Raw genomic sequence first — 23497 nt, 5'->3', positions numbered from 1 at the left:
CCCTTGTCCAAACTCTTTTATACAGCCTGGTCGCTGACGTATTCTACTGCATTCGCGGCATTCTCCTGGTTTCTTTGTCTTGCAAGTTCCAAACGTTTGTTGCAAGCGATAATCAGTCCATCGAACATCTTATTGAATGCGTCGTAGCATCGATCAATCATTTTCAAGGCTTCACGTCGTACGTTTATAGGAATTTGAATCGCAAACAGTTTCTTTTCCATTTCTTCTTCAAACAAGGCATGAGCCATTTCAACTTCAAGATGAGAGCTGGAAAAGTATTTCAGATTATGGTCCTCTCCTGCTTTCTTGACTTGTCTTACTACTTTCTCAAAGAATACATGCCCTGATGATTCCAGAGTCAGCAATAAAGCGATATTCAGAATCTCATCATCAGCTTTATATATCTCTGACATGATGGAATAAGCTGCATCACGTGTTAATTGAGTTTCTTTGCTGTAAAGCCAGGCAACATCATCTTTGCTGCAGTATTTATCATGGCTTAAAGTTCCCATGTATTTTTTATCATGCAGAAACCATTTTTCATGCCCAGCATCTTCAAGTCTGTGGTGACGAGCAATCTTTCGTAAATAGGGATCTTGAACTCGTTCTTCGTTAAGTCTCAGTATGTCCTGGAATGTCATAGCCCAGAAAGTCAGTTCAGGCACGAAATAGCTGATTTCCTCTAAACTTTCTAATTTTTCCAGGACTTCAAAAAATGGATGATTCATAAATTCTTGTTGTTTAGAATCAATATAAGCTTGAATTGTTTTCATGGCTGCCTCCGAGGCATTAAAATTTTGTTGGACATTTGTTACTTTGCAGCCATCGTGCCAATTTTCAACGAATCGCACAAATTATCATCACAACCATTCTTTCTCAATATTTTTCATATAAATCATGTAGTTACATTTTTATCTCAAATTTAATAGAAAAAATTATCTGCTTAAAATTCATCTGTACAGTAAATTTCAGACGTAGGCAAGCCTCAAGAAGCGACAGAAAAATGTCCTCGACTGCATCCTTAGTGACGACTTCTTGACCTTTTAACCGCTCTTTTTTCTATATTTTTTTAACTTAGCCGCAAGTTCGCCAATTTTTTGTCATACTGTTCCATCAGTTGATTAATTTCATTCCACTTAATACTGTTAATCTCCTTTGTACTTGCGCATATTTCGTCTAACAACTCTTTTTGCAATACGCCTATTGCATGCGCTTGTGCGTAGGGCGTATTGGTGAACATCACCAGAACATGCTTGGAAATATATACATCGGGATAATGATGCATAAGTTCCTGCTCAAGCCTTTTTTTCAAGTTAAAATGCTCATCACGAATATCAGTTTGTATTTCATGGTAGTTATCCATTGACATCATAGATACAGCATCGGTATTCGGCTTACGTGTTTTAAAAAAAGCAGGCATCACTTTCGACCAGTCATCCTGATATTGATTCAGCAGATGATCAAGCATCCTGCAATCCTCAAAGCCGCAGTTCATGCCCTGACCAAAGAAAGGAACAATCCCGTGAGCCGCATCACCAATTAACAGACAGTGATCCTGATAATGCCAGGGCTCACATTGTATAGTGCTCATATTGCCGGTCGGATGACCAAAAAACTCTCCAATCAAATCCGGCATTGCGGTAAAGGCATCAGGAAAGGCAGCTTTAAAAAATTGATTAACTTTCAACTCATTATCCAGCTCGCTGAAGCTGTTTTTTCCTTGCTGTGGTAAGAATAGTGAACCTGTAATGGAATCATCTGTATTGGGATTGCCCAGAAGCAAGTAAGAGTCTCTAGGCCAGAGATGCAGATGCTCAGGCGCAAACTGCTGACTGCTTTGATTACTAAGTGATAACTCTTTATAACCATAGGGCAGGAAGCTGCGCGTTGCGCTTATCTTTTTTTGTTCAGCCATCGTTTGCCGTACAAATGAAGCGGCTCCATCTGCACCAATTAATAACTCATATTGATGAGGCTCAGTCTCCCCTCCCTGATGCTGAAAATACAGGATTTTTTTATCCAGATCCAAATCGATAATTTTAATATCGAAATATTGATGAATCTGCGGATGTTTGGACGCTTCATCCAGCAACAGATTATTGAGATCGTTACGTTGCACGGCATTAATATATTCATCCCGATGACGGCCAAAAGATTGATATTTAATATCGCCATTTTGCTCATGAATAGCTCGGGCACGCATTGGAACCAGCAACTTTTTGACTGTATTATATAAACCCACTTCCGTTAGCCCGGTAAGTCCACGGCAAGACATCGCCAGATTGATTGAGCGCCCCTTATCTGCCATGGCAATTCTGGGGTCAGACCGAGCCTCATATACATGAACCTCATATCCTCGCCTTGCCATATAAATGGATAAGAGAGTGCCTACCAGGCCTGACCCGATTATACTTATTTTTTTCATAACTAATCTCCTGAACAGCGCCAGTGACATTGATCCATACCTCTACATCCAGGAAACTGTAAACCAATCCCAATCCATCATTTGGTTGGACAATACAATTTTGAAGCCCGGGGGTTATCCCAGGGCTAATAAATTTGTATCTGCAAAAGATATACCAGATTACGTTCCCCACTTGGTTGGGGAACCAGAGGTCTGATAGACCAACTGGATTCACTGCATAAAGCGGGGAAGGTAGCGGTGTGAGGGAACGCAGCTGGGTCAGGTAAATTAATCTCAACCCTTGAACGAATCAAAAAATTCGCGCAGATCTTCAGGTTTTTGTGGAGGTTTGAATAAATAGCCCTGGGCATAATCGCAGCCATGCTTAATAATAAAGTTTTTCTGCAAATCGGTTTCAACACCTTCGGCCAACACTTCAAGATTTAAGCTATGTCCAAGATTAATAATTGCTCTGGCGATTGCCGCATCATTTTGATCATTTACCAGCTCACTAATGAACGAACGATCTATCTTTAGTTTATCAACAGGGAATTGCTTGAGATAAGACAAGCTGGAATAGCCGGTACCAAAATCGTCAATAACTAATTTCGCACCCATATCTTTCAACTGATACATGGTTTCGACCGCATGCTCCACATCATCAACCAATAAGCTTTCTGTCAGTTCAAGCTCAAGATATTTCGCGGATAACTGAGTTTTAGCAAGAATTTCGGCAATTGTTTCAGGTAAACGAGTCTGGCGAAATTGCCTGCCTGAGATATTCACGGCGACGCTGATGTCATAGCCTTGCGCATGCCATTTTTTTATCTGGGTACAGGCTTCTTCCAATACCCATTTACCAATATCAATGATAAGACCATTCTCCTCAGCCATGCCTATAAAATCGATAGGAGAAACCGCGCCCAATAAATGACTGTTCCAGCGAATCAGGGCCTCCACACCGACCGTTTTCTGAGTCCTTAGATCAATCAGCGGCTGATACATTAAATTGAATTCACCTCGTTTCAGGGCATCGCGCAATGCGTTATCAAGCTGCATGCGATTAATCACCCGCCGATTCATCTCCGGCTCAAAAATGCGGAAACTGTTTCTGCCGCTGTCTTTAGCATGGTACATAGATAAGTCAGCATTTTTCATTAACGACTCATAATCAAGTCCATCTTTAGGATAAAAGCTGATACCAATACTGCCAGTGATTTTAAGACTGTGCTGATCGACCTGAAAAGGCTTTTCAATCATGTGCAGCAGTTCCTGCGCCATCTGCTGGGCTTGAGTTTCACTGGCTATATCTTGCAGCAGAATAACAAATTCATCGCCTCCCAGGCGGGCTACGGTGTCGAAATCATTCGTTGCAATCAACAGACGGTTGGAAACGGCCTGCAGTAACTTGTCACCAACACTATGCCCCAATGTATCATTGGTCATCTTAAACCGATCCAGGTCTAAAAAGAGAAAAGCCAGGATGCTGTTTTTTTTACGAGCCTGCAATATAGCCTGTTCAACCCTGTCTATAAGCAATACCCGATTAGGCAGCTCGGTCAGAGAGTCATGGGTAGCCTGCCGTACCAATTGTCTTTCCATTTCACGGCGCTGGGTAATATCATTAAGAATACAGACATAATGACGCACTTTTCCAAAGGAATCGCTGACCGGAGCCACGCTAAGCTCACACCAGAATAACTCGCCTCCACGGCGATAGCTTTCAAGCTCGACAGTTTCCTCGCGCAATTCACGAATAGCCAGTTCAATTCGTTTTTGATTGACGTGATCAGTTTTAGTGCCCTGGAGATGCGCGAGATTTTGCCCCAGAGTCTGCTTCTCTGAATAGCCCATGATGCGTTCAAACGCTTTGTTGACATAAATGATCGGCTGATGGGGTTTGGTAATGTCAATAATCGCGACACCGTGTGTACTAGCTTCTATAGCGCGCTCACGGATCCTTAATTCTTCATCCGCCATTCTTTTCTGAGTCACATCGCGGAAACTGTAAACACGACCCACTATTTCTGAACCTATTCGTTGCGGCTGCGTGTAACGTTCAAAAATTCGCCCATCTTTGAAATGTAAAACAGGCAGCTCCCCTTCCCAGTCAGGGTTTTCATATAAATACTGTACATCAGCGATAACCGATGCGGGGTTACTCAATTGTTGTAAAATATATTCAAAGCCAATGCTCTCAGTACCTGACTCAAGCATATGCGAGGGAATTCGCCACATCTCAACAAACTTCTGATTCCAGTCAACCACCTGACCCTTTCCATTAACCATCATAATGCCATCTGCTGTACACTCCAGGGTCGCACGCAGCAATGAAAGGGATTTTTCCAGTTCAATATTTTTTTCGACAATATCAGATGGGGTAGTAATTTTGATATTATCAGATAAAGGCGCTTGAATGGAGCGTTGAAACTCGGGTTGATTGTGGTACCATTTTTCTAAAAGTGAAGAAAGATTCGGCGTTAGGCTGGGAATTCCCAGTTCCTCGCAAACATTGGTCAGAGATGGCTCTCTCCCCTTTTTCTTAACTTTTTCTGCAGCTAAGGCAACTTTTTGATAATCTATTTCTTGCCTGCGCATGGATCCCTCACTAGAATGACTCTTTTTCAATTAGCGTCTTTCTTCGGAGACTTTTTAAGAAAGGCAGCCTGTCATATTTAAGTAAATTATATACACGGTTAGCAGATTTTGCATAACCTAACAGATCAGAAGGAATTTCATTATGGAATGCAAACATTTTAATACGCGTGCAATTCATGCAGGCCAACATCCTGATCCGTCAACCGGTGCTGTGATGACACCTATTTATACCACATCAACCTACAAACAGTCAGCCCCCGGGGTTCATCAGGGCTATGAATATTCAAGAACTCACAACCCAACCCGGACCGCCTATGAAGCCTGTATCGCCAGCCTGGAATCGGGTGAAAGAGGCTTTGCTTTCGCATCAGGAATGGCTGCAATTAACACCATTGTTGATATGCTGAATTGTGGCGATCATGTGATTGCCATGAATGATCTTTATGGAGGCACCTTCAGACTCTTCGACAAAGTTAAAACAAGAACTTCGAATCTGAGCTTTTCTTTTGTAGACATGACTAATATCGCAGCAGTTGAAGCTGCAATAAAGCCCGAAACACGTATGATTTGGCTCGAGACCCCTTCAAACCCCATGCTTATGCTGGCAAATCTTCGTCAAATTGCGGCATTGGCTAAAAAACATCACCTGATAGCGGTGGCCGATAACACCTTTGCGACCCCCTGGATTCAACGGCCTTTGGAATGCGGTTTCGATATCGTAATTCATTCAGCCACCAAGTATTTAAATGGTCATTCAGACATAGTCAGTGGTGTTGTGGTAGTCGGAGACAATCCCGAGCTGATTGAAAAAATGGCATTTTTACAAAACTCCTGTGGAGGAATTGCCAGCCCCTTTGATAGCTTTATGGTTTTACGAAGCCTTAAAACCCTGCCCTTGCGTATGGAGCGTCACTGTGAGAATGCACGGCATCTGGCGCAATGGCTTGAAAAGCATCCCAAGGTCGAGAAAGTAATTTATCCTGGACTTGAAAGTCATCCCCAGCATCGCCTGGCCAAGGAACAAATGCAGGATTTTGGGGGCATGATCTCAATTGTACTCAAAGGGAATATCGATTACGCCACTCGATTTCTTTCACGCTGTGAGCTTTTTACACTGGCCGAAAGCCTTGGAGGTGTTGAGAGCCTGATTGAACATCCCGCAATCATGACGCATGCGTCTATACCCTATGAAACACGTCAGCAACTCGGAATTGTCGATGGCTTTGTTCGTCTCTCGGTTGGGGTTGAACATATTGATGATCTGGTGGCTGATCTTGCCTATGCACTGGATTAATGGAAATTGATTATGAAAACAAACTCGAGGTCTAATCCCTTGCGAGCGTCGCTCGCAATTTTTACTCTCATATTATCAACCTGTATCTGTTTTATGCCGATATTTATTTTCGGCCTGTTGAAACTCATTCCTAGTCAGCGCTGGAGACTTTACTGCGGTCAGCGTATTGATGGCTTTGTTATGTACTGGTGTGATCTCAATAATGCCTATATTAGTCATCTGATACCCCATGAATGGGAGGCGACTGGTCTAAAGGAGCTGGATAGACAGCAATCCTATCTGCTTATTGCCAACCATCAGAGCTGGCTTGATATCGTACTCATGCACAGGCTGTTTAACCGCAGAATTCCTGTCATCAAGTTTTTTATTAAAGATCAATTGAAGTGGGTTCCCCTTTTGGGCTTCGCCTGGTGGGCAATGGGCTGTCCGTTTATGAAACGATACAGCAAGGCATATCTCGCTAAGAATCCTCATAAACAAGGAAAAGATCTGGAGGCTACCAGAAAGGCGATCTATTCCTTCAAAGGTCAACCGGTGACTATTGCCAACTTTGTGGAAGGCACACGCTTTAATCTGTCTAAAAAAGCGCTGCAAGGTTCGGAATACCGTCATTTGCTTCGGCCTCGTGCAGGAGGAGTCAGTTTTGTAATCGGTTCCATGGGTTCACAGATTCATAAATTGCTGGATTTAACTATCGTATACGCTGAAGAGAAGCACTCTCTCTGGGATTTTTTATGCGGCAGAATTAGTAAGATCCGTGTTCATCTGCGGGAAATTGAGATTCCAGAACAGTTTATAAGTAATGACTTGACTAAGTCATCTTTGCAGGATGAATTTAAAACCTGGATTAACCAGCAATGGCATATTAAAGATCAGCTTATAGAGAATATAAAAACGCAATGGGCAACAGAGGACGCCGCTGCTGCCCATGTTCAGGCTGTCAGGATTAACCCCGATAGAAATGTAAATACCAGTCAACGAATCGGCGGATCCCCTCCTGATAATTGATGGAGGGTTTATAAGCCAGCTCGGATTCCAGGCGGGTGGTGTCTGCATTAGTGGAAACGACATCACCTGGCTGCATGGGCAGAAAATTTTTAATCGCTTTTTTCTGTAAAGCAGCTTCCAGTGCTTCCACATAATCCAGCAAATTGACCGGATTACCACATCCAATATTATAAATTCTATACGGCGCCATACTGCTTGAGGGATCAGGAGAAAGGCCAGACCACTCCGGATTGGGCCTGGCAACATGATCAACAGCTCTGGATACACCTTCTATAATGTCATCAATATAAGTAAAATCACGCTGTAATTGGCCATTATTATAGATATTTATCGCTTTGCCCGCGAGAATATCCCGGGTAAAAGAGAAAAAGGCCATGTCGGGCCTTCCCCAGGGTCCGTATACGGTGAAAAACCGTAAACCGGTGGTCGGCAAATTAAATAAATGCGAGTAAGAATGGGCGATTAACTCATTGGCTTTTTTACTGGCTGCATAGATAGTTAAGGGATGATTGGCAGAATCCTCTTCATTATAGGGTTGCGCCAAATTTGCCCCATACACAGAGCTCGTTGAGGCATACACCAGATGCTCTACAGCCAATTGCCGGCATGCTTCAACAATATTGGTAAATCCAATCATATTCGATTGCGCATAGAGAAGAGGATTGGTCAGTGAATAACGTACTCCTGCCTGTGCGGCCAGATTGACTACTCTTTGCGGGTGGCTCGTTTTAAATACCCTTTCCACAGCATCCGCATCACTGATGTCTTCTTTATGGAAACTGAAGCGGGGGTATTTTTGTAAAAGCTCCAGTCGGGCCAATTTAAGCCGGACATCGTAATAATCATTCAGATTATCAAGACCAATAATTGTATCTCCCTTTTCCAGACGATACTTGGCTAAATGAAAACCAATAAACCCGGCAACTCCTGTTATTAAAATACGCACATTCAATCCAGATATAAAAAATGACAGTATACTCTCAAGCCAGGCCAGACCGTAAGCCTGCGAAGAAAAATTTCATTATCTGCAAGCTGCCTTGCCAGACTTGGAAATGCAGGCAGAAAAAGTCCCTTGAAAAAAAATGCGCGCGTGGATACTCTACAATATAAATCAGATAAGAGATCTACACCATGAACTCCCTGCAGCAGACGATTGAAGACGCTTTTGAGCAACGCCACAGTTTATCTTCGCAAACAGCTCCCCGTAATATTATTGAAGCAGTTAATGAAGTATTTAACGGGCTTGATACCGGTCAATTGCGTGTTGCAGAAAAATCGGGCTCAGAATGGGTTGTTCATCAATGGATAAAAAAAGCAGTTTTGCTGTCCTTTAGATTATATGATAATCAAGCTATTGATGCAGGATTTTGCCAATTCTATGACAAAATGCCATTAAAATTTACTCATTACAGTGACGAGGATTTTAAAAATACCGGTGTGCGCGTAGTTCCTCATGCAATAGTTCGCCAAGGAGCGTTTATCGGTAAAAATACCATCCTGATGCCTTCCTATGTCAACATCGGCGCCTATATCGATGAGGGTACAATGATCGATACCTGGGCCACGGTAGGATCCTGTGCGCAAATTGGTAAAAACGTTCATTTATCCGGAGGAGCTGGTATAGGAGGCGTTCTTGAACCCTTGCAGGCCAACCCGACGATCATTGAAGATGATTGCTTCATCGGAGCCCGCTCTGAAGTCGTCGAAGGCGTTATTGTCGAGCGCGGCTCTGTCATATCGATGGGCGTCTATCTTGGTCAGAGCACCAGAATTTACAACCGGATGACTGGCACTATTACCTACGGACGCATTCCGGCCGGTTCTGTTGTAGTCTCGGGTAATCTGCCGAGTGAAGATGGCAGTCACAGCCTTTATTGTGCGGTTATCGTCAAACAAGTCGACGAAAAAACCCGCTCAAAAGTCAGCGTTAATGAATTGCTTCGAGATCTCTGATGAATTCGCTCTATGAAATTCTTGCAGATTTGATTGAACGTGAATCAATTACTCCGTTCGATGCCGGCTGCCAGGAATCAATGCTTACTTTTCTAAGCCATTTGGGATTCACCTGCCATCCTTTTAATAATAGCCCGGTCGATAATTTTTTTGCCCGCTACGGGGTTTCCTCGCCGCTTCTTGTTTTTGCTGGACATACCGATGTGGTTCCAATTGGCGATAGTGATCAGTGGAAGACGCCTCCTTTCAAGCTAACGCTTATTGGCGATGAGCTTTACGGACGCGGCACTGCTGATATGAAAGGCAGTTTGGCCGCTATGCTGCTTGCTGCCAAGCGCTTCATTGACAAACACCCTTCTTTTCCTGGCAGTCTTGGATTTTTAATTACCAGTGGAGAAGAAGGCGACTTGTTTCAGCTTGGAACGCCCCATGTTATGGAAGAAATCGTTAAGAACGGGATTAAGATAGACTATTGCATAGTCGGAGAACCATCCAGCACTGAACGAATTGCAGATGTAATTAAAATTGGCCGTCGTGGTTCTCTTTCTGGTAATCTGACATTTAATGGCAAACAGGGGCATGTGGCCTATCCTCATCTTGCAGAGAATCCTATTCACAAACTAAGTCCTGCATTGACAGAACTGGTCTTAAAAGAATGGGATAAAGGCAATGAGTACTTTCCTCCCACTTCATTTCAGATCACCAACATCCAGTCCGGCGGTATTGCTTCAAATATCATTCCTGGCAATTTGTTTATGCAATTTAATTTCCGTTATTCAACCGAGCAAACAGCCCTGGGATTGGAGCAGCAAGTGAGGGAGATATTCCACTCCCACCACTTAAATCCTGAAATTAAATGGCGTATCAATGGAGAGCCTTTTCTAACCGATCAGGGCAAACTGCTGGAGACAACGATACAGGTGATTCAAAAAGTAACGGGGTATTTCCCTGAGCTATCGACTACCGGCGGCACCTCGGATGGGCGTTTTATCGCACCTTATGGGGTCGAGGTTATCGAATTGGGGCCTGTTAATGCTACCATTCATCAGGTTAATGAATGTGTCAGTTTGCAGGATTTGGAAAAACTTTGTGATATTTATTATGGGATTTGTGAGCAGTTGTTAAAGTAAGTCCTGGGATAAGTTCAATGTATATTAAACTGTCCTCCACTTAAAAATCCTCTCTCCCCCTAGGGGAGAGAGTTAGAGCGAGGGGTTAAAATCAACCCTCACCCTGGCCCTCTCCCAAACTTGGGAGGGGATTCTCTTAAACATCTGCACCTCAGGTCGAATGACCAGTTGAAACACCCTCCGGTATAAAATCTCTGGCATTATCCTCTAACTTTTCATTCACCACTTTCGCAACACAGGAATCGGACCAGACATTGAGAGAGGTTTCCAGCATATCAATAAGACTGTAGAAAGGTAAAATAAGCCACATCAGCGTGATAGGCACATTCATGCTTGCCAAAAGACTGGCACTAAGAAAAAAACAACCCATTGGTACGCCGGCATTACCGATGGCTGCAATGGTTGAAATAAACACCCAAAGCGCCATCATTGGCAAGCTTATTTCCATCCCATGGTTTTGCATTAAATAAATGACTGTAGTAAAAATAAACGCAGCGCAGCCATTCATGTTCAGACTGGTGCAAAGCGGCAATACAAATCGGCTGACTTCTGGTCTGACATTCAGATTTTTTTCAGCGGTTTCCATCGTGACTGGCAAAGTTCCAACCGATGACTTTGAGAAAAAAGCCACCCACAATGCCGGCAGCATACCGCGAAGAGCTGAGAATGGTTTTATTCCCTGGCTCTTTAACCACAGAGGCAAGACCACCAGACCCTGGATTAAATTAGCCAGCACTATGATTAACAGATAGCCGCCAAGTCCGCGAATCGATTCCCCTTCGCGCAACTGAACTACAGTACTGGTAATAAAACCAAATAAGCCCAAAGGAATGATTTTAATAACCCAGCCGGTAATTACCATGAAAAGTCCATGTGCGCCACGGAAAAAGGCTGTAATCGTCTGACGCGGCTCCTGCTCAGGAATATAGCGAATGGCAATGCCGGTCACTATCCCCAGTAATAAAACACCCATTACCTGATGTTGGAGAAAGGGCTCGAAAATAGTCGAGGGAATCAGGCTGCTGATATGTTCAAAATAAGAAGACTGAGAAGCTACTGGTCCTGAAATTTTAGCAGCAGTCAGAGTTGCCATTCCCGGCTGAATCAGAAGATATAATAAACAACTGATCGCTGCTGCGATAACCGTAGTAATCAAAGTATAGGTCATGGCACGCTGCCATACTCTCTTCATTGCGCCGTCAGCGCGATAATTAGTCAGAGTAACAATAATTGATAATGCGATTATGGGAAGGCTAATGCATTTGAAGATACGAATGAACACATCTGCAATAAATAAGCCCAGAGGTTTTAATCCCGGAATATCTGAAAACCCGCTTAAAATTCCGAGAAGAATCATTAGGGTATAAAGAAAGGGTGTGCTGAGCCAGAATTTGCTTGAAGTATTTTGGGTGGAAGGCATGTGAACCTCTGATTTTAATGACAATTAACAATAAAAAGGAATTACAGACTGTGGCAGCAACAACAGCGACAACAATATCTGGTTTTGCTGTAAGAAACCTTAAAATTCCTGATTATCTGAAAATCGTTCATATCCACCATTGGGTATTTTTTGCACATTGAGAACACATTTTAACACGATCTGCTCGAAAAACAAAGCCTCTTGTCTCTGGATAGGAAAACAGGCCCTAGGCAGGGCAAATCTGCTTCTGTTTCAAATCAGCAATTCGTTGAAAGGCCTGCTCGATACGGGCGGCAGCTATTGTACCTTCGGATACCAAACGTTCAATGCGATCAATCACTTCAGGCGCTGAAACAGTGCCCAGCTGGTTGGCTACAATAATCATATCGGCACCTGCATTTATAGTTAAAGCCAATGCTTCATCCATACTAAAATGCTGACTAATCGCATGCATCTGCAAATCATCACTAATGATGATCCCTTCATAACCTAACTGTTCACGCAATAAGTTACTGAGAATTGGCTTTGAAAGCGTCGCGGGTAAACCCGAGGGATCCAGTTGTCGATTGATAACATGCGCGGTCATAATCATAGCCGGCATCACGCGGGATTGCTTTAATAGCTGGTAAGGTTTTAGCTCTTCGGGTAAAAAACTATTGGACACATCAACAAATCCCTTGTGAGTATCGGCAGCGGCACTGCCGTGTCCAGGGAAGTGCTTATAGCAGCAGTGAATTCCGTATTCTGAAAAGATCTCTATAAATTCCTGGGCAAAGCGATCCACTTTGTCTGCATTGGCAGAAAAACAGCGTCCCAAAGGACCTATTATTCCCTCCAGAGGATTGATATTCAGATCAACGACCGGCGCAAAATTTAAATTAAATCCGAGATGATGAAGCATTTTCGCCATTTTAGCTAGGATGCTTTTGCGCTCCTCATTATCCAACTGAACCAGTTGTTCCGGGCTGACAGTGTGAGTTGAACCGGGAATTGATTTGAAGCGATCAACAGCCCCACCCTCATAATCGACAGCAATAATTAAATCCATCCCCTGTTGTCCAGCGAATGACTGGCTGGAACAGGTTTTGAGCTGTTGAGTCAATTTTTTGATTTGCTCAAAATGAAGCAGATTTTTTCCTGCTTTTTTCTGGATGAGATCGTAATCAAACAATAACACGCCGCCTAAACCGTCTTTGAGCAGCCATGAATGAACAGGGTGATTTTCGTTTATCTCGGTGCCTGAAAAGCCCATAATGAGCATTTGAGCAATTTTCTTTCGTAAATCAAACAATTGTCACTCCAGGAATTTTCTTTTCCAGGATATTACACAATAGCCAGAGGTAAGGCCAGAAACTTTGAGTGGATTGGTGAACTGCTTTCGCGTTATTAAATGAGCATACTATCAGGAACTAATTCAACAGAAGGATTATTTATTACCCAAATATGATATTATCCAATCAATTAAAATTTCAACACTTAATCACCATGAATCTTTTTGAACAGCCATCCTATGCTCTGGCCAGAATCTATATGTGGAATATGTCATTCAAAGAATTGGCAAGATATTGTTCGGTTAGCCGCAATAGCCGACTGGCTGCAGAACTGGTGTTATTTTCACGACAAGATTCCCCCTCCCTTCGCATACAGGAAAAGCTTCTGGAACAATGGGCCTTCCAGCCCCCTGAATCGCTGAGGAAGTGGATGAAAAATAATCTCATATCTTATTTGAAACGCCATATCTGCTCTGCTTATGTCAGTTTCCGTTATCGTTTTCTAGGAATGATTGTGCTTGCCGCTTATCATGATATGGCACTTGAAATTGATGATAATTTATTTGCCCAGCTTAAAAAGTGCTTGTTTGCGGGAGCATTTCAACCTAAAAAGCTTCACCATCTCCACATTCTTTTTTCCTGCTTAAACCCCGGTCAGATCTCAGAACTCAGCCAATTATTTAAGCAGTCGCTGCAAGACATCACTGACTATGATTATGAAACCGCGTTGTTTCATCTGAGTGCTTTAGCCCCCAGGCTAGACGAAAAATCTCTTCATGCATTTATTCCCCTGCTCATAAAAGCGCTGTCTTTGCAATCTGAAAAAAAACGGGAATATGCCATCGGATGTTTGCGATCATTTGCCTTAAAAATGACCTCCAAACAACAAATGAGGTTATGCAACACGCTATTGGGCTCGAGAATGTTACCTGCGGCTATTTATCAAATTCTCAGCAGTGTCTCAGGCCTTCTGTCAGCTTCCGTCCGGCAAACCATCGTTTCATGGCTTCTGAAGCAAATGAGGCAATCCAGAAACCCCTGCCCGCCTCAATTAATACAATGCATGCTCAGTTGGTCAGCTGAACTCAATGATACAGAACAGGACGAGTTATTTCTTTTCATATTAGCCAATTTAAAAAACACAGATATGAATGTTCGTATTAAAACAATGGAGGAATTGAATCAGGCGAATATACCTCATCGATTTCTTTCGCGCCTGATTCCTGCCGTAAGCCATGTACTGCTCGACAAGGGGATGCTATGCCGGGTATCAGCTAAAAACTTCATAGCAAGCCATATCTCAGGCATTGAGAAGAAATCCCGTAATAAGCTCATTCTTCGCCTTCTGACTACACTGGATTGTGATAAATTTGAATTATTAGAAACGAGTGATTGCCTCATTGACCTGATTCCAGCAATGACTGAGGAGTCAGTTCATTTAATGGCTGGAAAACTCTACCAAAGGATTATCTCTGCCAACCCATTAAACCGCGTATCTATTCGCGAGTTTATAGCTCTTTCGCCCAGACTAAATGAGCTGGATTTTGTTCTTCTCTCGCAGCATTTTTGCACCCGGCTTGAGCCTTACAATCCTCACCTGGCATCACTTCTTGGTTTTGTTAAGGTAAATGCTGAACGCATACGGTCTACAGGTCAGGAGATTGAATTTAAAAATCGTCTGAAGACTTTGTGGCAATCCGAAACCTTTTTTACCCGAATGAATAAACCACTGATTTTAGATTGTCTGATTGCTTTTTTTCCTGCCTTTGACGAGCGGGAGGTTTCGCAATTAACCGAAGAAATGATTGCAATTCTTGATGATGAACGACAGCTGGAATCAGTCCCCAGTGCAGTTCGCTGGCTCCTAACCGCTAAAGACAAACTTGACAAGAGAACACTTAAATTACTTCCAGCGAAGATGGCTCAAAATTTACAGACAATCTGGTCTGTAGATAACACAGAAAATTCTGAGGAGCTATTTATCCTGCATAAGAGTGTTTGGCAATGGGTAATTCTCGAGAGTCCTGCGCTATTTCCATCCAATATCATAGATAGTTATTCAGCGCAGGAATTGGATGACTTATTATTGGCGCTTGCAAAACGAATACCTGCGGAGGACGCGCATAAGCTATTACAAACAATCATGGAAAACTCACGAGAGCAGCGGAGTTATACTGATTTAAAATCACCCATTTGCCTAAAACGATTACTACCGCTTCTGACTGATAGTCAGCGGGAGCAAGTTATTACCGGGATTATTATAAAATCGCAAAGCAAACTCCACTATCACCGCTTTCAGGCAGCCAATTATTTTAGCGTGATTTTACCCCTGCTTAGTCGAGAAAAAATTGAAGAGTTGCTTCCTCATATCTATTTAGGATTAAGAGATGAAAAAGCACCTATATACATCCACACATTGAAAACACTGGAATGGATAATAAATAATACAACCATTAAAATAAATGTCGATCTGACACAGGGCTTTAACCACATATTACCCAAACTAAATAGTGAACCCGAAATCGGAGCACTACCGGGTCCGGTCAGTACACTGTTACTCAACAATCTGTCGGGTGAAATTGATGCGAGAAAAACACTTAATTCACTCGGACTTTTGATGAAGTGTTTCATTGATACTTTTTCAAAATTAAAAGTAGAGTTGACATCAGGATTCACTCAAAAAGAAGAGGTATCTTCTGAATCCTTTACCCCCTCGATTTAATCCTTTTTATAAGCAACTCCCTCGCCTTTACGTTCCCCGCATAAAGCGGGGAAGTAGTTGGTGAGAAAGCAAATAAAATTAACACAATCTTAACATTTTGAACCAACCTTAGTCACTTCGAATTAATATTGAGTTAATCAATCAAGCCTATACTAGTATAAAGTCCTTAACCTGATTGTCGGAATATGTTCCAGATAGTTCCCACTACTTCTGAAGCGATAGCTAAAAATGCCTGCGCTTATGCAAGACATTTTATCAAGATGGGCTCCACCCAACTGGTTAATAATGAATACACTATTCTACAAAAACACGAGCTGCAAAAATACATTGCTATGTTACGAAAAGCTTGCCGAGCCTTTCCCGATTATACGCTTGAACTGGATAAAGAGATTCAACATTTTTATCAAACGATAGAGCTTTGTAAAAAACTGTCATTGGGTAATTGCCATGAACTCGCATTGATGGCGCTTGATTACGTCGTCAATTACACTCCGCCACAAACCAATGCGGAGGTATATCACATCAAAGGTGGTGATCATGTATTTCTCGTTGTAGGCCGCAAGAAAGATAGTATAGCGAACCAGCCTGAAACCTGGGGTGATCAAGCCTATATTTGTGATCCCTGGGCAAACGAGGTGTATCCTGCAAGTGACTATTTAAGCAGGACAAAAAATTATTATCGTGTAACTGATAAAACAACAGGAAATTTCACTAATCATACTGAGGATTTTAATCCTTCAAAACATAGTTTAAATCCTATAAAAGACTCTAATGCAAGTTACATTCGAGAAGCGCATTCTGAAAAACACATTGAACAGGTTATGCAAATTTTTGAGACCAAAACCAATTTAATCCTCAAGGCTATGGATCAACTGGAACAAAACCTCCTTAAAATTGCGGATAAAATTGAACAAAAGCATGGCGAGTATGACGATAAAAGAGCCGTTATTCTCAAATTAATCTCTAATATTCAGGCCGCCAGAATTGATATACAGGACAATTTAAACAACAGGGATAATAAAGCAGAGTATCTTGCATTACGAAGCCTGCTGGAAAATAAGTTAAAAGGCTCTTTAAGCCATTATTCCCGGGCAGTTCAAATGTCAAAAGAAGACAAAGCCATTCTGTCTCGATATCGTGATGGAGATTCGCTTAAGTCAAGAATGCAAAGCTTTTTAAATATAGCACCAGAAACTGTTTCTAAAACAACTGATGCGCTTGAAGAATCACAAAACGAAATTACCAATGCCATTAATTTAGGACGTTAATTATACTGCCGGGTACTGCTGAGTACCCGGTTACTTCGTCAAATAGTACTGCGGGACTGATAGCCTGATTGCCGGTTCAGAATTTGCTCCTGACGCTCAGCCTGGCTTACCCAATGAGTTTCAGGTGGCAGCATCGACGGTAAATCCGCAATTTTTACCAGTTTGCTAGTAATGGCTGGCCCGTGATCTCCCATGTTGGCTGGAAGATTCTGCCAGCGAAGCATCATGGTTCCTTCGTGGAGACCAGATGTGCTAATCCAGTTGTATACACCAGGATCCTGTAAAGACAGCACAAAACGATAGCGTCCATCAGTATCAGCCATCGCTTGCTGATTATTTAAACTGCATACTACATTTCCCGGATCGATGGTAATGGTCCATGGCCCAGTCGCAGGCGCAATAAAATAGTTAGCACCACCCATATCGACTGTTAATAATAAGGCTTCATCATCCTCAATTTCAAAATGTCCAAACGAACTTGCCTGACTGACCAGGGTTCCCAAATCATCAGATTGCTCGGGCTGTTTGAATGTGTTAACCGGATTTAGCTTGGTTTTGATACCCAAAGCCCCTACCCCGTAAAAAAAGATAGATTCTGAAATATTTTTTATCGTCTCCAGATAAATTCGAGTATCTGATCGTGGCGTTTCGCCAGAGATATCATCAAGCAGTTCAACCGATAAACTATCCGGCTTTTGAGCCTGCCAATCTCCAAGACTATTGCGAACGAACAACATTTTTGCGTCATCATTCGATTGAATATGATTAATTCGCCCATCAGCTGCTTCACTATCAATCGTGATTTCATAATTTCCATCGGCATCGATTTGCAATTCACTATTAGTGAGCAATGCCACTGTACCCTGTGAATTGGGATTACTGATTAGAGAGAAACTGGAATCCGCAAGGCCAGCGGGTTCCCGATGTCCATGTATTTTATAATGTAAGGAACCGTCTATGGGAATCGTACGGTAAATAACATCCGGATTATCATAACTGTATCTTCCGCCAGGCACATCAAGGCCAAACCATTGACGCGGGCCGCTATCCACCCAATAGACTTTTGGAAAATAGGGATCAGAGTTAACTGCTTTTTGAATGGAACTGAATATCAGCTCATCAACCATCGGTGACAACAGTGGCTTTGCTTCATTGCTGATTAAAAGTCCATAAGCCAGAGCATAAACCGCCTTGGCTTTGATGCGAAGCAATCTAAAAGCATGATTTTGATAGATTTCGATGGCTTTCTCATCGAGAAGTTTCTGTTCTTGTGTTGCCAAAGGATTACTGGCGTATAAGGGAAAAGCCAGGGCAAAGGATGTTAAAAATACAGCAGGGCTTTTCAAGTGTGAAACAATATTCATTGAGCTTCCTTAATCTATTGAACATTCAGAAATTAACACGTTTTTATTCCAAGTCCAATTTAAGGCGTGTTTTTTTAATTTCCAGGGCTAGAATTAAAGAGAAAGATTAACTTTAAGAGCAGTATGGAAAAAAGTTTCCTCGAATTGGAAATATTAAAAAGCGATAAGTTAAGAACGACCATTCTGGCTATCGTTTTTGCATCTCTTTCGCTCATGTGGACCTTTTTTGTAATTTTTTATCCTCAGGAATATATTAAAATAATGCGTGGATTACCTCTGGCCGGATTACCCAGCGGCTTGGCTTTGGTTGCGCTTTATTTTCTTTTTATGAGACAAATGATTTGTCGACATATTAAATATCAAAAGCCATTTCCTGGTATTTTTCGCTATTTGACTTCTTTTTTAGAAGTGAGCATCCCGACTATCGCCATCATCATTTTATCTCACTTTCAAACGCCCGTTTACGTCCTGCTGATGCCGCCTGTCCTGGTTTATTTTATTTTTATTATCCTTTCTTCATTAACCTTAAATGAATGGATTTGCCGGTTTGCTGGGCTGATCGCTGCGATAGAATATATTGGACTTTACTGCTACGCACCATTCTGGAGCAATTTTCAGGAACTCGATCCATTTCTGACAAGCTGGTACAGCTTTGCCGGCCGCGCTGCGCTGTTATTGATTGCAGGCATTGTAACCGGCTTTGTAACCGCACAAATCAGAAAACAATTAGGTGCAGCCTTTGAGGCTCAGAAAGAGCGCGAACGAATTGAGGGTATTTTTGGGCAGCATGTTTCTCCGGAAGTGGTTTCTAAATTACTATCAAAAAATGCCAATGCCAGTGAATACATCCCTGTGTGTGTCATGTTTCTCGATATCAGAAACTTTACTCATTTTACGGAACAGAACGAACCCGCTGTTGTGGTTAGCTATCTGAATCAGCTTTTCAATTATATGGTTGAAATTATCCATGATAACAAAGGGATAATTAATAAATTTCTAGGGGATGGTTTTATGGCTGTATTCGGAGCGCCAATCTCCAGCGGTAATGATATCGCTAATGCCATACGAGCAGCCCAGGACATCATTAAACGCACGGATGAAGAAAGTATCAAAGGCAACATACCCAATTTCAAATTGGGTATCGGCCTGCACTTTGGCTATGCTGTAACCGGCACTATTGGCACCGAACGGCGGCTTGAATATACCATTATGGGAGATGTGGTTAATTCAGCTGCTCATATTGAGCAATTGAATAAAACCTACAACACTACCGCCCTGATTTCTGAAGATGTAGTGAATAATTTACCCACCATCGAGGCTGAGTTTATCGGCAATGCCACTTTGAAACACCGGGAAATGCCGGTGAAGTTATATAAACTGGTTTAACCCTGATGCGCCATGCCGCATCAGGGCTTCTTTTAGCGGCTTCGCCGCATTGCAATGGCCAGAAAAATATAAGCCCAGCCATCAACCATAAGCTCTACCGCAATGAAAAGACCAATCACCCATAATCCGCTGATTGGCCATTGCATAATAATCATTACACCCAGAGCAATAGCGATAATTCCAGCTAAAATCAATATAAAAGCAGATGAGCCTTTGAGTGTGGATGCCATAATAAACCGGCTTAAACCGATTACGATCAGAACCGTAGCCAGCATCAGAGTAATCAGACTGGATGCAAGAAGAGGATCATAAATCACCAAACCGCCGCCAACAATGTAGAGAACAGCAATAAAGGCATGCCAGATGACTGCTCGCCAATGTTTTGATTTGAATACATCAACTATTTGGGAGCATCCGGCGATGATCAGTAAAATGCCTAAAAAAAGCATACTGGCCAATGTTAACCCAACCACCATGCTTAAACCAATTGCGCCCAGCAGCACAAAAAAGATGCCCAAAGCCATAAGCCATCCCCAACTGCGGCTTGGCTCATTGACCGCCCTGACTTCCTGTTTCTCGGTTGACATATAATATCCTTATTTATCATTTATCTTTTTTACAGATGAAGTAAAAGCATGGCTGCTTTCCAATTCATTTCGCCTGTTAAGGAACAATAGCACAACTTATGGATCCAGAACCATGATTTAAAGACGACATCACTGATTCATATCGACAGCCAGATGTGGCGGCAGCACTGGCATGACAGAAACCACTGCTAGCCATAAAGCTTTTATTTACTTTAGAGATAACTTCCAGGAAACTATCTTTCGCAACTCGCTCAGGGAGTTTTACCAAAGGATATGGAGAAATTATGCCGCAAGAATCTTATGCTCAGCAAATAACTACTATTGAAAACACCTCAGGCTACGCAACTTTTGACACACCCTCAAGTTCTCACAGTTATTTTGGAGGTCTTAAACGCTATGTCAGCACATTAAATCTGAGCAGCTATCTGCCCTCTTCCAATACACTAAAAAGCTATGCCCCTTCCTGGTCCTCGATCGCTTACGGATCAGCAGCAGTCCTTACCACCCTGCCCTTTCTGCCTTATTGTTTAACCTCCAGGCCCGAAGCCATCAGCGAAGAATGGTGGGATTCAAAATTAAAGTCTGATAAATGGTTTCTAATCATCAATGCCTTAATTTTTATGGGTATTGGAACTGCAACACGTACTCGTTATTACCATGAAATGGTCGATAATTTAAAAAAAATCCTTGGTGGCTATTTTGACAGTTTAAGCGGTTTTTTTTATAGAACAGCTATCTTGTTAATCTCTGCCCTCTCAGCAATGCCAGCAGCGGCATTAGGCTATTTCGGCGCCATCTGGGCAGGATCCAATGCGGCTCTTTTCTCCTCCTTATCGAGCTTTGCTAATACCTGTGCCTTACGTATTGTATTTATTCCCAATTTTATTCAAACAATTAAAAACTGGTTTGATGAAGATCGGATTTTTCAAAAAGAACTCGCCTATCAACTCAGTCATTTAAAGCCGGAGTCTGCTAGCACAATCAACAACTGGCTTACTGAAGAATTTACAAATCAACAGCTTGATGAGCAACTCGTTAAAATCATTATAAAGCGCATCTTTCAGGAGGAATTAGCACTCTCAGACATTGGAGAATCTCATTTTTATAAACCAGGAATTATCGCAAGAGCTATCGATTGCTTTAAATCCTGTACTCCCACAGGAGTCTCTGGTTTTTTTAGCATCTCCTTTTTTCTATTAATCAGTCAGGCAGGTTTTGACGGCTTTAAACTATTCTGTCAGGCACTTAGCGAACGCTGCACAGTCGAGGACTTGAAATATATCGTTAAACTAAGTATCGCATTTATCCCGGGATTAACTGCTGCTATCGTTGCATTTATGTCCAGCAACAATTTTTTCCGACAGATCCTAAAAGATGTTTACGCACATGTCAGCAATAAACCACGCGAAGTGATCAAAGTATTAGTTATTGCGGGATGCTGTCTGATAACTGCCGGGGCCCTATATAATGCGGCTAAAAGTATTGCTGACAAACCCAATCTATATCAAATTAAAACAGATACAGAAACCCTGGGACAACTGATGTATCTGTATTCTTTTCTAACAGGCAATTACTCTGTCGGTCTGATTCTGGATTTAGGCGCCTGTCTGAAATTAGCAGGGCTTACCGAAACGCAGAATAGCACTCCGGATGTTAAAGCGGTCGTTCATTGGCTAAATCGAAAAGAACTATCCTATGCAAGCGTTTCTACTATCAGACAACATGGTTTTTTTTCTCAATCCCGAATAAAGCGGCTTTCGACAGCTGAAGCTGAAATGCAACCCGTGGCCGCATGTAATTTAACCGGACCATCACAAAGATAGGTTCTGATATCTTCGCTCATACTGAAGAGCAGCGCCCCATCTCGAAAACCTTGCAATCAATATCTGCATGATTTTCTCTGCTCTTTTCCAGCCGATTATTTATTTCAATAAATGTCCGGGCTGCTTTTTTCAAATCAATGTCCTGCGTATTTTTGTTCAAATAGATTTTGCCTCGTTTGCCAAAATGCCTGTGAGAAGCCAATGCTTTCCTCACCTCCAGATTATTAATAAACATGTCGCCCCTACACTCGACAGACACCTTGCGGATAGCGTCCTCTATCCTGTCTGCTTTGGCATTTTTTCCAATAGCAAACCAACTTCGGGCTCCTTTACGCAAATCGAGGATAGCTAAACAAATCTCCTGATATTCAGATGAGTTTAAACTTTTCAGAACATTATCCAGCTGTGTTTTAATTTTGCTGATATCAGTAATTGAATTTGCGCCATCAATCAGTTTCTGCTGCTCATCGACATATTGTTGCATCAATAAATCTTTCTGACCCCCGACATTTTTTTCCTGAATGGACTTAATAAGCCGCTCACATTCCAACTTTATTTCCTGAAAAAGTGTTTCTTCCATCTCTGAATACCTGGACTGTTTATCCGCATTCGCTTTTCCTGGTAACAGTTTACTTTTTAACCCCTGAGCTATAAAAACAGCCTGCGAAATAATTTTTTTTGTATGCTTTTTTTTCTCACGGGGTAAAGCATTCTCTTGGGGCACTTGTTGGTTATGAGTGAGTATACGCTCTTGCTTTATCTGATCTGCTCTATAGTCAATGGCTGCAATTAATTTAAGTATTGCTTTTGTTCTGGCTAAACGAACAGCCTGCTCCTGAACCACACGCTGCAGCATTAGCTTTAACTGCAGTAATTGGCTGTATAGCGTTTCAGCATTATTATTCCCTGCCATTTTCCTCAGGAAAATTTTAATCTCTAACTTATAATTGTTGACCTTATCCTTTCTTGTGGTGCTAAAAAAATACTTAAACCCTTTATTAAACTGATCCTCATCGCTGGCCAGTAAGGCATCCAGTTGCTTCAGCCACTTGTTAATCTTTTGGTTCTCTGGATGAGACAGATGAAGAAAGGATTGGATTTTTTCCCGAAGATTTAAATTGCCAGGTTTATTGATTTTTTCTAGTTGTTTCATAGTGACAAACCGCCCTAATTAAAAGGTTATAGTTAGTCATGACTACATGGTCGATAATGACCCAACATGTATTTCTAATAAAGCAAGACATCCAAGCACAAAATAAAATACTGGAA

At 42.1% G+C, this 23497-nt stretch carries 17 protein-coding genes; 8 read left to right on the top strand and 9 right to left on the bottom strand.

The genetic code is table 11. The annotated features are described in order from the left end of the window. Positions 1 to 17: 17 nt before the first annotated feature. The 3 genes from LXA66_RS07950 to LXA66_RS07940 all read right to left on the bottom strand — a co-directional run bounded on the left by LXA66_RS07950 (position 18) and on the right by LXA66_RS07940 (position 5002). Positions 18 to 773 carry a hypothetical protein gene (locus LXA66_RS07950; RefSeq protein WP_058506615.1) on the bottom strand — a complete coding sequence of 252 codons (756 nt, stop codon included), beginning with the start codon at positions 771 to 773 and terminating at the stop codon, positions 18 to 20. A 296-nt stretch (positions 774 to 1069) separates the two neighbouring features. Then, entirely contained in the window at positions 1070 to 2425 is a 1356-nt protein-coding gene (locus LXA66_RS07945) for an NAD(P)/FAD-dependent oxidoreductase (RefSeq protein ID WP_233012697.1), read from the bottom strand. Between the two features lie 273 nt (positions 2426 to 2698). Then, positions 2699 to 5002 (bottom strand): EAL domain-containing protein, encoded by a 2304-nt coding sequence (locus tag LXA66_RS07940; protein ID WP_233012696.1) that lies wholly within the window; start codon positions 5000 to 5002, stop codon positions 2699 to 2701. A gap of 142 nt (positions 5003 to 5144) precedes the next feature. Here LXA66_RS07940 and LXA66_RS07935 point away from each other — a divergent pair, with 142 nt between their 5' ends. Together LXA66_RS07935 and LXA66_RS07930 are read left to right on the top strand one after the other, a co-directional pair. Next, complete coding sequence (locus LXA66_RS07935; protein WP_233012695.1) at positions 5145 to 6296, top strand: PLP-dependent aspartate aminotransferase family protein; 1152 nt, start codon at positions 5145 to 5147, stop codon at positions 6294 to 6296. A gap of 12 nt (positions 6297 to 6308) precedes the next feature. Further along, a complete protein-coding gene (locus tag LXA66_RS07930; protein WP_233012694.1) occupies positions 6309 to 7304 on the top strand; it encodes an acyltransferase in 996 nt (331 codons plus the stop codon). Here LXA66_RS07930 and LXA66_RS07925 read toward each other — a convergent pair. After that, a complete protein-coding gene (locus LXA66_RS07925) occupies positions 7243 to 8250 on the bottom strand; it encodes an NAD-dependent epimerase (protein WP_233012693.1) in 1008 nt (335 codons plus the stop codon). The genes LXA66_RS07930 and LXA66_RS07925 overlap by 62 nt on opposite strands. A 185-nt stretch (positions 8251 to 8435) precedes the next feature. Here LXA66_RS07925 and dapD point away from each other — a divergent pair, with 185 nt between their 5' ends. Both dapD and dapE read left to right on the top strand, forming a co-directional pair. After that, positions 8436 to 9257 (top strand): 2,3,4,5-tetrahydropyridine-2,6-dicarboxylate N-succinyltransferase, encoded by an 822-nt coding sequence (dapD, locus tag LXA66_RS07920; RefSeq protein ID WP_233012692.1) that lies wholly within the window; start codon positions 8436 to 8438, stop codon positions 9255 to 9257. Further along, positions 9257 to 10387, top strand: coding sequence for a succinyl-diaminopimelate desuccinylase (gene dapE, locus LXA66_RS07915; protein WP_233012691.1), 1131 nt, complete (start codon positions 9257 to 9259; stop codon positions 10385 to 10387). Before dapD ends, dapE begins: the two co-directional genes overlap by 1 nt. Before the next feature lie 151 nt (positions 10388 to 10538). Here dapE and LXA66_RS07910 read toward each other — a convergent pair whose 3' ends face one another. Beyond that, a complete protein-coding gene (locus LXA66_RS07910; RefSeq protein WP_233012690.1) occupies positions 10539 to 11807 on the bottom strand; it encodes a dicarboxylate/amino acid:cation symporter in 1269 nt (422 codons plus the stop codon). 226 nt (positions 11808 to 12033) lie between these two features. Further along, positions 12034 to 13098 (bottom strand): glycoside hydrolase family 3 N-terminal domain-containing protein, encoded by a 1065-nt coding sequence (locus LXA66_RS07905; RefSeq protein WP_233012689.1) that lies wholly within the window; start codon positions 13096 to 13098, stop codon positions 12034 to 12036. A 194-nt stretch (positions 13099 to 13292) separates the two neighbouring features. On the opposite strand from LXA66_RS07905, the gene LXA66_RS07900 reads away from it, so the two are divergent. Together LXA66_RS07900 and LXA66_RS07895 are read left to right on the top strand one after the other, a co-directional pair. Next, on the top strand, positions 13293 to 15800 hold the full coding sequence (locus tag LXA66_RS07900) for a hypothetical protein (RefSeq protein ID WP_233012688.1): 2508 nt from the start codon (positions 13293 to 13295) through the stop codon (positions 15798 to 15800). A 185-nt stretch (positions 15801 to 15985) separates the two neighbouring features. Continuing rightward, the gene (locus LXA66_RS07895) at positions 15986 to 17068 is read left to right on the top strand and encodes a hypothetical protein (RefSeq protein ID WP_233012687.1); all 1083 of its coding nucleotides are present in this window, start codon (positions 15986 to 15988) and stop codon (positions 17066 to 17068) included. 38 nt (positions 17069 to 17106) lie between these two features. Here LXA66_RS07895 and LXA66_RS07890 read toward each other — a convergent pair whose 3' ends face one another. After that, positions 17107 to 18432 carry a hypothetical protein gene (locus LXA66_RS07890; protein ID WP_233012686.1) on the bottom strand — a complete coding sequence of 442 codons (1326 nt, stop codon included), beginning with the start codon at positions 18430 to 18432 and terminating at the stop codon, positions 17107 to 17109. Between the two features lie 123 nt (positions 18433 to 18555). Here LXA66_RS07890 and LXA66_RS07885 point away from each other — a divergent pair, with 123 nt between their 5' ends. Then, entirely contained in the window at positions 18556 to 19818 is a 1263-nt protein-coding gene (locus LXA66_RS07885) for an adenylate/guanylate cyclase domain-containing protein (RefSeq protein WP_233012685.1), read from the top strand. 32 nt (positions 19819 to 19850) lie between these two features. On the opposite strand, the gene LXA66_RS07880 is transcribed toward LXA66_RS07885, so the two are convergent. Next, positions 19851 to 20405 (bottom strand): HdeD family acid-resistance protein, encoded by a 555-nt coding sequence (locus LXA66_RS07880; protein WP_112219725.1) that lies wholly within the window; start codon positions 20403 to 20405, stop codon positions 19851 to 19853. Positions 20406 to 20689: 284 nt separating this feature from the next. Between LXA66_RS07880 and LXA66_RS07875 the strand changes: the two genes are divergently transcribed. Next, positions 20690 to 22228, top strand: coding sequence for a hypothetical protein (locus LXA66_RS07875; RefSeq protein ID WP_233012684.1), 1539 nt, complete (start codon positions 20690 to 20692; stop codon positions 22226 to 22228). Between the two features lie 16 nt (positions 22229 to 22244). On the opposite strand, the gene LXA66_RS07870 is transcribed toward LXA66_RS07875, so the two are convergent. Continuing rightward, positions 22245 to 23381, bottom strand: coding sequence for a hypothetical protein (locus tag LXA66_RS07870; RefSeq protein ID WP_233012683.1), 1137 nt, complete (start codon positions 23379 to 23381; stop codon positions 22245 to 22247). Positions 23382 to 23497 lie beyond the last annotated feature (116 nt).

The sequence above is a fragment of the Legionella sp. 16cNR16C genome, assembly GCF_021297775.1.
Taxonomy (GTDB): domain Bacteria; phylum Pseudomonadota; class Gammaproteobacteria; order Legionellales; family Legionellaceae; genus Legionella_C; species Legionella_C quinlivanii_A.
Note: the sequence above shows the minus strand (reverse complement) of the source record. Positions and strands in the feature narration are given on the sequence as shown.

Excerpts from the sequence above, each read along its gene's own strand:
- LXA66_RS07895 (WP_233012687.1), top strand. The coding sequence starts at position 15,986 with ATGTTCCAGATAGTTCCCACTACTTCTGAAGCGATAGCTAAAAATGCC.
- LXA66_RS07875 (WP_233012684.1), top strand. The coding sequence starts at position 20,690 with ATGCCGCAAGAATCTTATGCTCAGCAAATAACTACTATTGAAAACACC.
- LXA66_RS07935 (WP_233012695.1), top strand. The coding sequence starts at position 5,145 with ATGGAATGCAAACATTTTAATACGCGTGCAATTCATGCAGGCCAACAT.
- LXA66_RS07885 (WP_233012685.1), top strand. The coding sequence starts at position 18,556 with ATGGAAAAAAGTTTCCTCGAATTGGAAATATTAAAAAGCGATAAGTTA.
- dapE (WP_233012691.1), top strand. The coding sequence starts at position 9,257 with ATGAATTCGCTCTATGAAATTCTTGCAGATTTGATTGAACGTGAATCA.
- LXA66_RS07950 (WP_058506615.1), bottom strand. The coding sequence starts at position 773 with ATGAAAACAATTCAAGCTTATATTGATTCTAAACAACAAGAATTTATG.
- LXA66_RS07910 (WP_233012690.1), bottom strand. The coding sequence starts at position 11,807 with ATGCCTTCCACCCAAAATACTTCAAGCAAATTCTGGCTCAGCACACCC.
- LXA66_RS07870 (WP_233012683.1), bottom strand. The coding sequence starts at position 23,381 with ATGAAACAACTAGAAAAAATCAATAAACCTGGCAATTTAAATCTTCGG.
- dapD (WP_233012692.1), top strand. The coding sequence starts at position 8,436 with ATGAACTCCCTGCAGCAGACGATTGAAGACGCTTTTGAGCAACGCCAC.
- LXA66_RS07930 (WP_233012694.1), top strand. The coding sequence starts at position 6,309 with ATGAAAACAAACTCGAGGTCTAATCCCTTGCGAGCGTCGCTCGCAATT.
- LXA66_RS07880 (WP_112219725.1), bottom strand. The coding sequence starts at position 20,405 with ATGTCAACCGAGAAACAGGAAGTCAGGGCGGTCAATGAGCCAAGCCGC.
- LXA66_RS07890 (WP_233012686.1), bottom strand. The coding sequence starts at position 18,432 with ATGAATATTGTTTCACACTTGAAAAGCCCTGCTGTATTTTTAACATCC.
- LXA66_RS07945 (WP_233012697.1), bottom strand. The coding sequence starts at position 2,425 with ATGAAAAAAATAAGTATAATCGGGTCAGGCCTGGTAGGCACTCTCTTA.
- LXA66_RS07900 (WP_233012688.1), top strand. The coding sequence starts at position 13,293 with ATGAATCTTTTTGAACAGCCATCCTATGCTCTGGCCAGAATCTATATG.
- LXA66_RS07940 (WP_233012696.1), bottom strand. The coding sequence starts at position 5,002 with ATGCGCAGGCAAGAAATAGATTATCAAAAAGTTGCCTTAGCTGCAGAA.